Consider the following 14,393-nt stretch of genomic DNA (forward strand, 5'->3'; position numbering starts at 1 on the left):
CTGCTCTTCTCCCAGAGGCTTCGCGCCTGGGAGAGGCGTTCACGCCCCCCGCGCCCAGGCGCGCACCTCATCCACGAAGAGCTCCGGCTCCTCCATCGCCGCGAAGTGGCCGCCGCTGGGCATGTCGGTCCAGCGGACGATGTTGTAGGCGCGTTCGGCGAAGGACCGCGGCGGGGCCTGGTAGAGCGGCTCGCCCGGGAAGTTGGCGAAGGCGGTCGGGGTTTCGCAGCGCTCGCCGGGCTGGAAGGCGAGCCCGCCTTCCTCGACGAGGCCCCGGTAATACCAGGCGCCGGTCGCGAAGCTGTCGGTCATCGCATAGAGCATGATGTTGGTCAGCAGCCGGTCCTTCCCATAGGCCTCGTCCAGTGACTTCTTCGACAGGTCCGACCAGTCGTGGAACCGCTCGGTGATCCAGGCCGCCTGGCCCACCGGATTGCCGGCCCCCATCCAGGCGATCGACTGCGGCTTGGAGACCTGCAGGCGGAAATAGGCGCCCATGACCTCCATGGCGCCGGCCTGCCGCTGCGCCCAGGCGACCTCGGCTTCGCCCTCCGGGCCGCCCGGCGGGCGGAAGCCCAGCATGTTGAGGTGGATGGCCCGCGCATGGGCGCCGTGGTCGCGGCCGAGCCAGGAGGTGACCATCGCCCCCCAGTCGCCGCCCTGGGCCAGGTAGCTCTCGTAGCCCAGCACCTCGGTCATCAGGGTGTTGAACAGCCGGGCCGTCGTGCGCTGGCCCACCGGCCGCCTGGGCTTCGAGGAAAAGCCGAAGCCGGGCAGGGAAGGGATCACCAGGTCGAAGGCGTCCGACGCCTGGCCGCCGAAGCGGCTCGGGAAGGCGAGTTTTTCGATCGCCTGCCAGAACTCGTAGTGCGAGCCCGGCCAGCCGTGGGTGACGATCAGCGGCCGCTTGCCGCCCGCCTCGCCGACCACATGCAGGAAATGGAGGTCGAAGTCCTCCACCCGCGCGGTGAACTGCGCGAAGCGGTTGAGGTCGGCCACGGCGGCGCGCCAGTCGTAGGCGCCCGTCCAGTGGTCGCAGAGCGCGCGCAGATAGCCCGCGTCGCAGCCATAGGCCCAGCCGTCCGGGACTTCGGGGATCGGCGGCCAGGGATAGTCGCGCACCTGGCCGAGCACGGCCTCGACCTGCGCCTCGCTCCAGTTCACCTCGAACGGCTTGATCTTCGACATGGCGGCCTCCCAGGACAGGAGACTTCAGACTTGCCGCAAGGGCGGTCAAGCGGGGGGCGTCACGCCTCGGGCCGAAGACCGCGCATCAGGGTCGCGTCCAGCTGGCCCTGCAGCGCGCGCGCGCCGCCGGGCGGGAGCATGCCGGCCAGTTCCAGGATCACCGCCCCGTGGACGGCGGCCCAGAACATCATGCCGATCTGGCCGGGATCGCCGGTCATCAGTCCCTCGGCCAGGGCGTCTTCCACATAGCCGGTCATGGTCTTCTGGGCGCGCTGCCCGGCCACCACGAGCTCCGGATATTTCTCCACGTGCGGCTGATTGAAGTCGAACATCAGCTTGTAGGAGTGCGGGTTCTCCAGCGCGAAGGTCACATAGGCCTCGCCCGCGGCCTTGCCGCGGTTGCGGGCGCCCACGGCGCTGTCCCGCGCCGTCTCCAGCGCCTCGGCGAAGCGGTTGAAGCCGTTGGCGCGCACGGCGGCCAGGATGTCGTCCTTGTCCTCGAAGTAGCGGTAGGGGGTCATCGGCGAGACCCCCAGCTCGGCGGCGAGCTGGCGCATGGTCACCGCGTCCGGTCCGCGCTCGGCGAACAGGCGTTCGGCGGCCTCGCAGAGGCGCTCACGGAAATCGGCGACGTCGGTCTCGGAAAGTACGCGGGGCATGTGATCCGGAGAGTTGCACGAAAAGACTTGCGGAATGCTACTTTTTACGAAATAAATTTACATCGTAAGTTTCAAGGGAGGACGCCATGGACGGAAATGCGCGCATCAACCCCTATCTGGCGGGCAATTTCGCCCCCGTACGGAGTGAGGATGACTTCGATCTGACGGTCACGGGTGAGCTGCCGAAGGCGCTCCGCGGGGCTCTGTTCCGAATCGGTCCCAATCCGCAGTTCGAGCCGCGCGATCCCAACCACCACTGGTTCTTCGGCGACGGCATGGTCCACGGCTTCTATGTCGAGGACGGCAAGGTCCGCTACCGCAACCGCTACGTCCGCACCCCGAAATGGGAGCTGGAGCACGAGCACGGCCGCGCGCTCTTCGGGACCAACCCGATGACCCACGACCCGCTCGCGGTCGGCAACGAGGGCGGCGCGGCCAACACCAACATCCTTTGGCACGCCGGCAAGCTGATGGCGCTGGAGGAGGGTCACCACCCCTTCGAGATGGACGTAAAGACGCTCGAGTCCCGCGGCTATGTGCGGCCGTACAAGGGCCGCGTCACCGCGCACCCGAAGATCGACCCCAAGACCGGCGAAATGGTCTGGTTCGGCTATGGGGTGGGCGACATGCCGCTCTCGGCCGGCATGAGCTACGGCGTCACCGCCGCCGACGGGACCGTCGTGCGCCGCGACGACTTCCAGGCGCCCTACGCCGCCATGGTCCACGACTTCATGGTCACCGAGAACCATGTCCTGTTCCCGGTCCTGCCGCTGACCGCCAGCCTGCAGCGCGCCATGACCGGCGGGCCGGCGTTCGCCTGGGAGCCGGAGAAGGGCAGCCACGTGGGCGTCATGCGCCGCGACGGCGACGTCGCCTCGATCCGCTGGTTCAACGCCGAGGCCTGCTACGTCTTCCACCCGCTGAACGCCTGGGAAGAGGGCGACAAGCTCTACGCCGACGTGATGCGCTACGACGTGGCGCCGCTGTTCCCCAACGCCGACGGCTCGCCCGGCCAGAAGACCGCCGCGCGCCTGGTGCGCTGGACCTTCGACCTGGCCGGCGCCTCGGACGCCATTAAGGAACAGGTGCTCGACGACATCGACGGGGAGTTCCCCCGCGTCGACCCCCGCTTCGAGATGCACAAGCACCGCCATGGCTGGTACGCCGCCGATCCCGCGGGCTCCAAGACCGTTCGCCTGAACGCCATCGCCCACCTCGACCTCGTGACCGGCCAGCGGCAGGTCTTCCAGCTCGACGGCGGCGACGCGACCTCCGAGCCGGTGTTCGTGCCGCGCTCGGCGGACGCCGCGGAGGGCGATGGCTGGGTGACCGCGGTGGTCTACCGCGCCGGCGAGGACCGCAGCGACCTGCTGGTGTTCGAGGCGCAGGACATTGCGAAGGGCCCGATCGCCACGGCCCAGATGCCGCGCCGCGTGCCCTTCGGCTTCCACGGCAACTGGGTGAATCTCTAGCGGCCCGCGCAGGCCCGTGAGAGGCTGGCTCCCAACAGTTTCGGGAGCAGCCCCTTGCGTACCTACATCCTTGGCCTTGCCGCGGCCGCGGCGCTTCTTTCCGGGAGCGGCCTCGCGGCCGAGCCCGGGAAGCTGTCGCTCACCGTCTACAACTCCGACCTCGCCCTGGTGCAGGACATCCGCGACCTGACCATCGGGGCCGGGCGCCAGAAGATCGAGTTCAAGGACGTCTCCGGCCGCATCCGGCCCGAGACCGTCTCGCTGATCGCGCCGGACGTCGAGATCGTCGAGCAGAACTTCGACTACGACCTGCTGACGCCGGCCAAGCTGATGGAGAAGGCGGTCGGCAAGCAGGTGCAGATCGTCCGCACCAATCCCGGCAACGGCGCCCAGGTGACCGAGACCGCCACCGTCCTGTCGGTGAACGGCGGCGTGGTGCTGAAGATCGGCGAGCGCATCGAGGTGCTGCGCCAGGACGACATCCCGACCCGGGTGATCTTCGACGGCATCCCGCAGAACCTGCGCGCCAAGCCGACCCTGTCGGTGACGGTGGATTCGGGCCACGCCGGCCCGCGGGCGGCGACGCTGAGCTACCTGACCAACGGCCTCTCGTGGAAGGCCGACTATGTGGCGCTGTTCGACGAGGGGCCGGGCAAGCTCGACCTGCAGGGCTGGGTGACGCTGACCAACAACTCCGGCGTCGACTATCCGGACGCCGCCGTCCAGCTGGTGGCCGGCGACGTGAACCTGACGCATAGCGAGCAGGAATATTTCCAGCGCCGCCAGAACCAGCGGGTGAACGGCGTGCGGCGGGCTGGCGTCGGCGATGTCCCTGCCGAGGGCGGACCGCAGTCGCTGGCCGACTACTACCTCTATCCGCTCGCCGCCCGCACCACGGTCGCCCAGAACCAGACCAAGCAGGTGAGCTTCCTCGACGCCAAGGGGGCCGTGGCCCGCAAGGCCTACGAGTACCGCGCCTACGGCTTCGAGACCCTGCAGAGCCCGGCCAACGCCGACGTGGCCGTGCAGTTCTCCAACGGCGCGCGGGCGGGCCTCGGCCATCAGCTCCCAGCCGGCATCGTGCGGGTCTACATGCGCGACGTGGCCGGCCAGCCCAAGTTCGTCGGCGAGAACCGCATCGACCACACGCCCGAGGGCTCCGACGTCTCGGTGAAGATCGGCGAGGCCTTCGACGTCACCGTCCAGCCGACCGTGGTCGCCCACGACAGCGCCGGCGTCTACCGCTCGCGCTACAAGATGTCCTACCTGGTCCGCAACGCCCGCGCCCAGCCGGCCACGGTGGTGATCCGCCAGGGCGGCCTGTGGCGCAACGGCAAGGTCGTCGACGAGAGCCTGAAGAGCCGCCGCCTCGACGCCTACAACCTGGCCTGGGACGTGGCCGTGCCGGCCAACGGCGAGACGACGCTCACCTTTACGGTCGACACCGGATGGTAGGCCGGGCCTGGCGGGCGTTGGCGCTCGCCGCCCCCCTGGCGGCGGGATGGGCGGGCGGAGCAGGGGCCCAGGCGGTCTCCGAGGCTCCCTCGGCGGCCAGCGTCACCGTCTACCGCGACCAGAGCCTCTCCGCGGCCGACCTCGGCGCGCTCGATCCCTCGCAGGGACTGGCCCTGATCACCGAGACCCGCACCGTGACCCTGCCGGCCGGGCTCAGCCGCATCGCCTTCCGCGGCGTGGCCGACACCATGGTCCCCGAGACCGCCGCGGTCGAAGGCCTGCCCGGCCGCATGGTCGAGCGCAACGAGGACATGGCCATCCTCAGCCCCGGGGCGCTGGTCGCCCGCTCCCTGGGCCAGACCGTGCGCGTGGTGCAGACCGACCGCGGCGACGGCGCGGTCAGCGAGCGGGCCGCGGTGATCCGCTCCGGGCCGGACGGCGTGCTGCTCGACTTCGACGGCCGGATCGAGGCCCTCGGCTGCGGCGGCGCCCCGACCCGGCTGGTGTTCGACCGCACGCCTGAGGGGCTGGGCGACAAGCCGACCTTCTCGGTGCTGGCGAGCCTGCCCGCCGCCGGCCGCTACACCGTCAGGCTCAGCTACCTGGCCACCGGCTTCAGCTGGGCGGCGGACTATGTGGCGCGGATCCGCCCCGATGGCCGCACCCTCGACCTCGCCGGCTGGCTGACGCTCTCCAACAAGAGCTCGGCGGGCTTTGCCCGGGCCCCGACCCAGGTGGTGGCCGGCGACCTGATGCGGGACCCCTCGACCCGCCCGCCGCCGGTGGAGGCCCAGGCCATCGTCCCCGACTGCTGGGGCCAGACCACGCGCTACCAGAATGTCCCGACGCTGGCGGCTCCGGCGGTGCAGCACCGGATCGAGGAGCCCAAGCCGATGATCAGTGAGCTGATGGTCACCGCCCGCGCCCGCAAGGCCGTGCTCTCCGACCTCGGCGATTACAAGCTCTACACCCTGCCCGAGCCCACCACCGTGGCGGCGCGCCAGACCAAGCAGGTGGCCTTCCTGGACGAGAAGGCCGTGCCCTTCGACCGCGTCTACGTCTACCGCCGCGATCCCTACGCCCCGCGGGACGACCCCGACGCCGGCGACGCCCCGGACGTGGTGCTGCGCCTGCAGAACAAGCGCGAGTTCGGCCTCGGCAAGCCCCTGCCGGCGGGCAGCGTTTCGGTGATGGAGCCGGGCGGCGGCGGGCTGGTCCTGGCCGGCGAGCAACAGGTGAAGGACACCGCCGTCGGCCTGCCGCTGGAGCTGACCCTCGGCCGCGCCATGGATGTCCGCGTCGGCGTGCGGGTCGAGACCGACACCCGCCGGCGCGAGGTGGTCACCCGCGCGCTCGCCGTCTCCATCGTCAACGAAAAGCCGCAGCCCGCGGTCGTGGAATACCATGAGCCGCGGATCGGCCAGGACTTCCGGATCGCCGGCGCCTCGGCCCCATCGGTCTTCAAGGCCGGCGACGAGGTCTGGACCTTCCGCCTGCAGCCGGGCGAGCGGACCGAACTGCGCTATTCGCTCAGCTACCGGGACTAGTCGTCCTCGCAGTCGATCTCCTCGACCAGGCGCGTCGACTGCCAGAGCTCGATGGTCGGCGAGCCTTCCTCGCAGAGCTCCTCGGCCTGCTCGACGGCGGCCTCGTCGTCAGGCGCCTCCAGCCACTGGCCGTTCTTGATCCTATGGTGGTGGTCGACGCGGTAAGCGCGATAGGTCGTCATGCCAGAACCCCCGAACTGAAGCTCTAGAAACGACCGAATCCGGAAACGGTTGCGCTTGTTTACCTTAAAGTCAGGCGGGCCTAGGCGGGGACCGGCGTTCGCTGCGGACGTCCAATTGTTCGCCACCCGCCTCGATGGGAGAGGGACGGGCGGCTGAGCGCCGGGCGGCGCTAGACCAGCGCCCCGTGGCAGTGCTTGAACTTCTTGCCGGAGCCGCAGGGGCACGACGCGTTGCGCCCGGTGTTCTCCCAGCCGTCGGGCAGCGAGGTCACCGGCAGGGCCTGGCGCTGTTCGGTGTTCAGCCCGTCCGGCAGCTGGCCCATCCGGGCGACGTTCTCGCCGGTCAGCGGATCGAGGTGGACCTCCTGGAACTGGCCCGGCGGCGGCTGCGGCGGCTCCTCGAACTGGAACTCCACCGTCATCAGCCAGCGGGTGACGTTCTGGCGCAGGTCGACCAGCAGGCCCTCGAACAGCGTGAAGGCCTCGGTCTTGTACTCGTTCAGCGGGTCGCGCTGGCCATAGCCGCGCAGGCCGATGACGTTCCTCAGGTGGTCGAGGTGCATCAGGTGCTCGCGCCACTGCAGGTCGATCATCTGCAGGAGGAAGCTCTTTTCCACCGTGCGCATGTGCTCGCCGACCTGGGCGTCGCGCTCGGCGACGCGGGCCTCGGAGGCCTTGATGATCCGCTCGGAGATCTCCTCGTTGGCGATGCCGTCCTCGGCCGCCCAGGCCTTGATCGGCAGGTCGAGGCCGAGGAATTCCCGGGTGTGGTGCTCCAGCCCCTCGACGTCCCACTGCTCGGCATAGGCCTTGGGCGGCAGGTGGCGGTTGACGAAGTCCTCGATGGTGTCGCGGCGCATCTCGCCGATCACGTCGGAGAGGTCGCTGGCGGCCATGAACTCGGCGCGCTGTTCGAACACCGCCTTGCGCTGGTCGTTCACGACGTCGTCGTACTTCAGGAGGTTCTTGCGGATCTCGTAGTTGCGCTGTTCGACCCGCTTCTGGGCCGTCGCGATGGCGCTGTTCAGCCACTTGTGGGTGATCGCCTCGCCTTCCTGGACGCCGAAGGTGCGCATGATCCCGTCGAGACGCTCGCCGGCGAAGATCCGCAGCAGGTCGTCCTCGCAGGACAGGAAGAACTTCGAGTGGCCCGGGTCGCCCTGGCGGCCGGTCCGGCCGCGCAGCTGGTTGTCGATCCGCCGGCTCTCGTGCCGCTCGGTGCCGAGCACGAAGAGGCCGCCGGCGGCCAGGGCCTGGGTCTTCAGGCCCGCGATCTCGGTCTCGACCTCTGCCTTGTGCTTCAGGGCCATCTCAGGCGTCACCACGACGCCGTTGCTCAGCTGCTCCTCGCGCCAGGCCATGACCTTCATGTCGACGTTGCCGCCGAGCTGGATGTCGGTGCCGCGGCCGGCCATGTTGGTGGCGATGGTCACCGCGCCCGGCACGCCGGCGTCGGCGACGATGGCGGCTTCCTGCTCGTGGTAGCGGGCGTTCAGCACATTGTGCGGGATGCCGTTCTGCTTCTTGCCCTCGATCTCGAACTTGTGGGCCTTCAGCATCTCGGAGAGCTGCTCGGACTTCTCGATGGAGACCGTGCCCACCAGGATCGGCTGGCCTCTACGGTAGCAGTCCTCGATCAGCCCCAGGATCGCCACGTGCTTCTCGGCGGCCGTGCGGTAGACCTCGTCGTCGTCGTCGATCCGGATCACCGGCCGGTTGGTCGGGATCTCGGCCACGTCCATCTTGTAGATATCGAGGAATTCCTGGGCCTCGGTGGCCGCCGTGCCGGTCATGCCCGAGAGCTTGGAATAGAGGCGGAAGTAGTTCTGGATGGTGACTGACGCGAGAGTTTGGTTCTCGGGTTGGATCACCGCGCCTTCCTTGGCCTCGATCGCCTGGTGCAGGCCTTCGGAGAGCCGGCGGCCGTGCATCATGCGGCCGGTGAACTCGTCGATCAGGATCACCTCGCCCGCGCGGACGATGTAGTCCTTGTCGAGCTGGTAGAGCACGTTGGCGCGCAGCGCCTGGTTCACGTGGTGCACCGCCGAGACGTTGGCCGCGTCATAGAGGCCGGCGGTGTCCGGCGCCAGATGGCCGCCGGCCAGCAGGGTCTCTTCGATCCGCTCCGAGCCCTCCTCGGTCAGGATCACCTGCCGCTGCTTCTCGTCGAAGTCGTAGTTGGTCGGGTCCTTGATCAGCTCTTTCACGAGCAGGTCGATGGTCTTGTAGAATTCGCTTCGGTCCTCGGTCGGGCCCGAGATGATCAAGGGCGTCCGCGCCTCGTCGATCAGGATCGAGTCCACCTCGTCAACGATCGCGAAGTTGTGGCCCCGCTGGACCATCTCGCCGGCTTCATAGACCAGGTTGTCGCGCAGGTAGTCGAAGCCGAACTCGTTGTTGGTGCCGTAGGTGATGTCGGAGTTGTAGGCCGCCTGGCGCTGGCCCTGGCTGAGGCCGTGGACGATGACCCCCACCTCCATGCCCAGGAAGCGGTAGACCTGCCCCATCCACTCGCTGTCGCGCTGCGCCAGGTAGTCGTTGACGGTGATCAGGTGCACGCCCTGGCCGGCGAGCGCGTTCAGATAGACCGGCGCCGTGGCGACCAGGGTCTTGCCTTCGCCGGTCCGCATCTCGGCGATCCCGCCCTGGTGCAGCACCATGCCGCCAACCAGCTGCACGTCGTAGTGGCGCTGGCCCAGCACCCGGCGCGCCGCCTCGCGGACCACGGCGAAGGCCTCTTCCAGCAGGTCGTCCAGGCTCGCGCCCTTGGCCAGCCGCTCGCGGAATTCGACGGTCTTGGCGCGCAGCGCCTCGTCGCTCAGCGCCTGCATCGCGGGCTCGAGCGCGTTGATCTTCAGGGCGCGCGCCTGCATCGACTTGACCTTGCGGTCATTGGAGGAGCCGAAGAACTGCTGGAAAATGCTCAAGAGGTGTATCCGTCCGGCGACGACAGGGCCCTTCGCCCGCCGGGAAAAACGCTGTCTCAAAGGGGCGGGCGAGACTTAAGCAGCAGGGGGGTGCAAGTCAACGGAAGGCCCCTGTGGGGGGTGGTCGCGGGCGGCTTTGCCCCAGGGGTGGACATTCGGTTGCCGGCGAGCAAGTGACGCTCGCGAAGGTGGTTGGCGGAGAGGATGGGGTATCTCTCACGGCGGGCAAAATCAGACACCTAGGAAGCATGGCCTGCTGCAGCGGTGAGCCCCTAAGTGTAACAAGCGCGGGCCATCTTGGAAGTATCCCGCCTTGCATGACGATTTGCCTCCAATCGAGTAGACTGCCTTTGGCATGACCGCCGGGGCAGGCGTTGAATGAAGTACGGCCTTATCGACCAGGCAGAGATTGACGCTCTGCCAGACGACAACGCTGCGGCGTTTGTGGAGTTCGAGCGCATCTGTCGGCAGCGGCTTGGCGAACTCCTTGAGTCGCTAACTGGCGAGCATGACGATTGGACTGGACCTCGCCTCCGGTACATGGCGAAGGTCGCGGCAGCCGCTGAGGAATACAACATCCCCGGTTCCGAAGGCCTGACTACAGCGAATCCGCACAACTTTCAGTACGACCATTTCGTCGCCTTCGAGCACGAGATAACACAGATCGTAACGCGCCTTCAGATCAAGAGGGCGAAGCAACGAAACGCTGACACCGTGAAGCTTCCTGCCTCCCGGGCAGCACAGATTACGAAATACGTGGAAGTGCTGCGTAGGCGAATCGAGGCCTCGGACTTTGACGACAAGAAGAAAGCCGCGCTCTACAAAAAACTTGAGGCCCTCAAGGCTGAGCTCACGGGCCGGCGCGCCGACTTGGCGAAGACGATGATCATTATAGCGAGCATCGTAACGACGATCAATCAAACGGAGGCGGCGGCCATCAAGCTGCCGGGTGCCATCCATGCCGTGATGCAAGTAATCGGGCTCGCTAGAGACGACGAGAATGCTGAGAGGACAGCAATCGCTGCCGCCGTCACACCTAAAGCCATAGAGGATCAGCGGCTCAAACCCATGCAGTCAAAGGCGCTGCGATAGGATTTTTCTGCGGACCTCGACGACGAAATACCGTTCTAGTCGGTCACCACGGACGCGATGTCGGCTGCCGAGGCCGCCCCCGCAGCGGCCGGTTGGGGAGTTTCAGGTGCATCTTCGGAAGGCGGAGGGGGCGGTTCCAAATCGGTGGCCTTTATCTCGATCATCTTCTCAATCAACGCATGCCAGGATGATGCATCGACCATCCCTTTGACTTGATGGTCCTTGATGACGAGATAGGGGTTGAGAATCAGGATGTAGCTAATTGGGCCGCTGGGGCCGGACTTTACTTCAATAAAGCCCAGGCCCTCCAAAATCCTAATCCTTGCCATCCAAGTCCGCTCCGCCCGTTCGCCGCTAAATCCTGAAGCGAAAGCCATTTCTCGGGGTTTGTTTGCAATCACGAAGCTATCGTTGAATGTTCGACACCATAGATCAAGGTAGGTGGCCGAAAGAGGTTTGCCTTTTGATAGTAAATCCATGATTCGTAAGATGATGGGAAAAGATCTTGGGATATTGAGCCACCCCCCCTTGTTGTTGAACTGCCACAAACGCCCATCGTCCAATCCAGTCCACAGCGTGTCTCGTAACGCTTGCTTTTGACTGGCGATCTTGGACGCTTGTTTCTTGTTCGGAATGATAGCCATGTTAGTCTCCGCAAGCGGCCCGGAGTTTGGACCTCCGGGCCTTGTGCGCCTGTAGCGGGATCGCGTCAGGCATTTGGCCCACCATCTGAGTTTGGACCCCAGAGATGGAGGCCCAGGTTTGAAAGCTGGACCTGTTAGCGGTTGGCCGGCCAGGGCCGTGGCGCTTACGTTCGGGGTGCTTGGACTACCCCGGCGTAGGCGTCGCCGTTAACGCTCCTACACTGCGACCAAGGGGCGGCTAATTCAACACCAGAAGTTGCATTAAAAGTTGCGAGAATAGGTCATTTGGACCGAACTCAATAGACCGAGTATGAAATATATGATGTCAACTCCGTGTTGAGTTGACATTTGGGTTTCGTAAAATCCGTCGTTTTTTCAGGTGATTGGTGACAAACGCCAGTGATCCAGTGTGGTCCTGTGTGATGCGTTATCCCCGAGTGATCGCGGGTCTCCTGGGGGTCCAGGGGGGCGGGGGTTCTTGTGGGCCCTAAAAATAGTTGGGACAGAAATTCGACCCTGAGAGGCACGCGACCAAATTTCGAAATAGCTATTCGGACCCGGGAGGCGGAGGTCGTGACGTTCGACTAAGGTCATATTCCTCCCCACGTCCGCATCTGACGCACCCCCGTGTTCCACTGCCCCCGCATGTTGGACGCGCTCACCATCACCGAGGCGGAGGCCGCGGGGCTTTCGGAGCTGGCGGCGCTGGACCTCGCCATGGCGCGCGACTTCGCCGCCCGCGCCCAGGCCGCCGAGAACCCGCAGGTGGCGAGCGACCTCGCCCGCAGCTACCAGCGCGTGGCGCGGTCCTACCGCCAGAGCCTGGCGCTGAAACTCAGACTGCAGCGCGAGATCGCGCGGGGTGAGCGGGAGGCGCGTGAGAATCCGGCGCCCATCGGCCCGATGGCCGTGCGCCGCCGCATGAACGAACTGCGCGACGCGGTCACCCGCGTGGCCTTCGCCGAATACGAGGCGGCCGACGACGAGGACGTTCGTGACTGGGCGCTCGAGGAGCTGGGCGTGATGCTGTTCGAGCAATCCGGCGATCCGGATTTCGCCCGCCAGCCGCTGGACGCCCACGTCGCGCAAGTCTGCGAGGAGCTGGGGCTTTCGGCGAGCCTGGCCGCACGCTGGCATGAGCTTCCCGAACCGCCCTGCGAGGCCGACGCCGATCTCGAGCCCGGTTGGCGCGGCTCAGGGTGAGCGCCCGAGCCTGGCCTCACGAGCCAGGCCTAGGCGCCCGGCTGCGCCAGGTCGGCGAACAGCACCGCGATATAGGCGCCCATCAGGATGAGCGCGATGAGCGCGATCAGCAGCTGGAACGCCGGGCGGCGGCTGACCAGGGCCAGCACGCTGCCCGCGAAAAAGACGCCGTGGAAGATCAGGTTGGGCGTGGCCGGCAGGTGGCCGCTCAGCGCCAGGTCCTTGCTGACGCTGACGACCAGCAGCGCCATCAGCAGCCCGAAGAACCAGGTGCGGTGCTGGATGAAGAAGGCCTCCAGGTCGCGCTCCTGCGACTGCGGGCCGGGCAGCACGAGGGCGGTCAGCAGGAACAGCAGCACCGGCTGGGCCAGCACCACGCAGAACTGCAGGAAGCTCCAGTCGGGGATGTTTCGCATGCCGAACATCGCCCACCAGGTCTGCACCAGCACGATCATCAGGAACGCCGCCCAGATCGCCGCCGGCAGATAGGGCTTCACCTCATGGCGCAGCTCCAGCCAGCGGGCGACCGCCGACAAGAGCTGGGTCATGCCGAGACCCAGTACGATGGAGAGCAGCACCGAGAGGTAGTCGAAGGCGTGCATGGCCCTTGTCTATCGCCCAAGCCGCCAATCCGCGAACAGCCAAATCCGCTGGTCCCCGCGAAGGCGGGCGCCCAGGCGGCATGCGACAAAAGCAAAGCGCCCCAGGATCATCCTGGAGCGCCTGCCTTGTTCGGATCCGGTCCGGGTCCCCGCCTGCGCGGGGATGAGCGCCGGATGCTGCGGCTAGAGGACCTCGAACAGGCCCGCAGCCCCCATCCCGCCGCCGATGCACATCGAGACCACGACGTTCTTCGCCCCGCGGCGCTTGCCTTCCTGCAGGACGTGGCCGGCCAGGCGCGCGCCGGTCATCCCGAACGGGTGGCCGATGGCGATGGAGCCGCCGTTGACGTTGTACTTCTCCGGGTCGATGCCGAGCTTGTCGCGGCTATAGAGGCACTGGCTGGCGAAGGCCTCGTTCAGCTCCCACAGGTCGATGTCGTCGACCTTCAGGCCGTGGCGTTCCAGGAGGCGCGGGATCGCGAACACCGGGCCGATGCCCATCTCGTCGGGCTCGCAGCCGGCGACCGCCCAGCCCTTGAACACGCCCAGGGGATTGAGGCCCCGGCGCTGGGCTTCCTTGGCCTCCATGATCACCACCGCGGCCGAGCCGTCGGAGAGCTGCGAGGCGTTGCCGGCGGTGATGTACTTGCCGGCGCCGCGTACTGGCTCCAGCCGCGCCAGGCCCTCGGCCGAGGTGTCCGGCCGATTGCACTCGTCCTTGTCGACCACGTAGTCGACGATGGTCTCTTCCTTCGTCTCCTTGTTGACCAGCTTCATCTTGGTCTTCATCGGGACGATCTCGTCGGCGAACTTGTTGGCCTGCTGGGCGGCGGCCATGCGGCGCTGGCTCTCCAGCGAATATTCGTCCTGGTACTCGCGGCTGAGCTTGTAGCGCTCGGCGACGATGTCGGCGGTGTCGATCATCGGCATGAAGATCGCCGGATACATCTCGGAGAGGCGCGGATCGTTGTTGTCCTTGCCGGTGCCCATGTTGGGCATGGAGATGGTCTCCACCCCGCCGGCCACCACCACGTCGGCGCCGTCGTTGCGCACGAAGTTGGCGGCCATGCCGATGGTCTGCAGGCCGGAGGAGCAAAAGCGGTTGATGGTCACCCCGGAGGTGGTGATCGGCAGGCCCGCGAGCAGCGAGGCCTGGCGCGCGACATTGCCGCCGCCGTGCGCCACATTGCCCATGAACACGTCCTCGACGTCGGCGCCCTCGATGCCGGCCTTGGCCACGGCGTGCTTCACCGAGTGGGCGGCGATCGAGACGGTCGGCGTGATGTTGAACCCGCCGCGCGCGGACTTCGCCAGACCGGTGCGGGCGTAGGAGACAATGACGGCTTCGCGCATTTTAAATGATCCTCCGAAATATTGGTCCGCGGCGCCTCGTGCTGCGGGCGCATTCGGGAGCAACCTTTG

At 66.9% G+C, this 14,393-nt stretch carries 12 protein-coding genes; 5 read left to right on the forward strand and 7 right to left on the reverse strand.

The window, feature by feature from the left end:
• Positions 1–39: 39 nt before the first annotated feature.
• Both ACESMY_RS08270 and ACESMY_RS08275 read right to left on the reverse strand, forming a co-directional pair.
• Positions 40–1,188 carry an epoxide hydrolase family protein gene (locus ACESMY_RS08270; RefSeq protein WP_372784092.1) on the reverse strand — a complete coding sequence of 383 codons (1,149 nt, stop codon included), beginning with the start codon at positions 1,186–1,188 and terminating at the stop codon, positions 40–42.
• Positions 1,189–1,247: 59 nt separating this feature from the next.
• A complete protein-coding gene (locus ACESMY_RS08275; protein WP_372784093.1) occupies positions 1,248–1,847 on the reverse strand; it encodes a TetR/AcrR family transcriptional regulator in 600 nt (199 codons plus the stop codon).
• A gap of 86 nt (positions 1,848–1,933) precedes the next feature.
• Here ACESMY_RS08275 and ACESMY_RS08280 point away from each other — a divergent pair, with 86 nt between their 5' ends.
• From ACESMY_RS08280 to ACESMY_RS08290, 3 genes are read left to right on the forward strand one after another with little or no spacing between them, the layout of a single operon-like run.
• On the forward strand, positions 1,934–3,319 hold the full coding sequence (locus ACESMY_RS08280; RefSeq protein WP_372784094.1) for a carotenoid oxygenase family protein: 1,386 nt from the start codon (positions 1,934–1,936) through the stop codon (positions 3,317–3,319).
• 54 nt (positions 3,320–3,373) lie between these two features.
• A complete protein-coding gene (locus ACESMY_RS08285) occupies positions 3,374–4,774 on the forward strand; it encodes a DUF4139 domain-containing protein (protein WP_372784095.1) in 1,401 nt (466 codons plus the stop codon).
• Positions 4,768–6,321, forward strand: coding sequence for a DUF4139 domain-containing protein (locus tag ACESMY_RS08290; RefSeq protein ID WP_372784096.1), 1,554 nt, complete (start codon positions 4,768–4,770; stop codon positions 6,319–6,321). The genes ACESMY_RS08285 and ACESMY_RS08290 overlap by 7 nt, the downstream gene beginning before the upstream one ends.
• Here the strand turns inward: ACESMY_RS08290 and ACESMY_RS08295 are convergent.
• Both ACESMY_RS08295 and secA read right to left on the reverse strand, forming a co-directional pair.
• Complete coding sequence (locus ACESMY_RS08295) at positions 6,318–6,503, reverse strand: hypothetical protein (RefSeq protein WP_372784097.1); 186 nt, start codon at positions 6,501–6,503, stop codon at positions 6,318–6,320. The genes ACESMY_RS08290 and ACESMY_RS08295 overlap by 4 nt on opposite strands.
• 170 nt (positions 6,504–6,673) lie before the next feature.
• Complete coding sequence (gene secA, locus ACESMY_RS08300) at positions 6,674–9,376, reverse strand: preprotein translocase subunit SecA (protein ID WP_372784345.1); 2,703 nt, start codon at positions 9,374–9,376, stop codon at positions 6,674–6,676.
• A 432-nt stretch (positions 9,377–9,808) separates the two neighbouring features.
• Between secA and ACESMY_RS08305 the strand changes: the two genes are divergently transcribed.
• Positions 9,809–10,522, forward strand: a complete 714-nt coding sequence (locus ACESMY_RS08305; protein ID WP_372784098.1) for a hypothetical protein — start codon at positions 9,809–9,811, stop codon at positions 10,520–10,522.
• Positions 10,523–10,557: 35 nt separating this feature from the next.
• Here the strand turns inward: ACESMY_RS08305 and ACESMY_RS08310 are convergent, their stop codons facing one another.
• On the reverse strand, positions 10,558–11,166 hold the full coding sequence (locus ACESMY_RS08310) for a hypothetical protein (RefSeq protein WP_372784099.1): 609 nt from the start codon (positions 11,164–11,166) through the stop codon (positions 10,558–10,560).
• A gap of 645 nt (positions 11,167–11,811) precedes the next feature.
• Here ACESMY_RS08310 and ACESMY_RS08315 point away from each other — a divergent pair.
• The gene (locus tag ACESMY_RS08315; protein WP_372784100.1) at positions 11,812–12,369 is read left to right on the forward strand and encodes a hypothetical protein; all 558 of its coding nucleotides are present in this window, start codon (positions 11,812–11,814) and stop codon (positions 12,367–12,369) included.
• A gap of 29 nt (positions 12,370–12,398) precedes the next feature.
• Here ACESMY_RS08315 and ACESMY_RS08320 read toward each other — a convergent pair whose 3' ends face one another.
• Both ACESMY_RS08320 and ACESMY_RS08325 read right to left on the reverse strand, forming a co-directional pair.
• The gene (locus tag ACESMY_RS08320; RefSeq protein ID WP_372784101.1) at positions 12,399–12,971 is read right to left on the reverse strand and encodes a hypothetical protein; all 573 of its coding nucleotides are present in this window, start codon (positions 12,969–12,971) and stop codon (positions 12,399–12,401) included.
• A 183-nt stretch (positions 12,972–13,154) separates the two neighbouring features.
• Positions 13,155–14,324: an acetyl-CoA C-acyltransferase gene (locus tag ACESMY_RS08325; RefSeq protein WP_372784102.1), complete on the reverse strand. Its 1,170-nt coding sequence runs from the start codon at positions 14,322–14,324 to the stop codon at positions 13,155–13,157.
• Positions 14,325–14,393: the final 69 nt, after the last annotated feature.

Origin of the sequence: Phenylobacterium sp., from assembly GCF_041691455.1 — a bacterium.
GTDB lineage: Bacteria > Pseudomonadota > Alphaproteobacteria > Caulobacterales > Caulobacteraceae > Phenylobacterium.

Excerpts from the sequence above, each read along its gene's own strand:
- ACESMY_RS08305 (WP_372784098.1), top strand. The coding sequence starts at position 9,809 with ATGAAGTACGGCCTTATCGACCAGGCAGAGATTGACGCTCTGCCAGAC.
- ACESMY_RS08290 (WP_372784096.1), top strand. The coding sequence starts at position 4,768 with ATGGTAGGCCGGGCCTGGCGGGCGTTGGCGCTCGCCGCCCCCCTGGCG.
- ACESMY_RS08275 (WP_372784093.1), bottom strand. The coding sequence starts at position 1,847 with ATGCCCCGCGTACTTTCCGAGACCGACGTCGCCGATTTCCGTGAGCGC.
- ACESMY_RS08295 (WP_372784097.1), bottom strand. The coding sequence starts at position 6,503 with ATGACGACCTATCGCGCTTACCGCGTCGACCACCACCATAGGATCAAG.
- ACESMY_RS08320 (WP_372784101.1), bottom strand. The coding sequence starts at position 12,971 with ATGCACGCCTTCGACTACCTCTCGGTGCTGCTCTCCATCGTACTGGGT.
- ACESMY_RS08280 (WP_372784094.1), top strand. The coding sequence starts at position 1,934 with ATGGACGGAAATGCGCGCATCAACCCCTATCTGGCGGGCAATTTCGCC.
- ACESMY_RS08325 (WP_372784102.1), bottom strand. The coding sequence starts at position 14,324 with ATGCGCGAAGCCGTCATTGTCTCCTACGCCCGCACCGGTCTGGCGAAG.
- ACESMY_RS08310 (WP_372784099.1), bottom strand. The coding sequence starts at position 11,166 with ATGGCTATCATTCCGAACAAGAAACAAGCGTCCAAGATCGCCAGTCAA.
- ACESMY_RS08270 (WP_372784092.1), bottom strand. The coding sequence starts at position 1,188 with ATGTCGAAGATCAAGCCGTTCGAGGTGAACTGGAGCGAGGCGCAGGTC.
- secA (WP_372784345.1), bottom strand. The coding sequence starts at position 9,376 with ATGCAGGCGCGCGCCCTGAAGATCAACGCGCTCGAGCCCGCGATGCAG.
- ACESMY_RS08315 (WP_372784100.1), top strand. The coding sequence starts at position 11,812 with ATGTTGGACGCGCTCACCATCACCGAGGCGGAGGCCGCGGGGCTTTCG.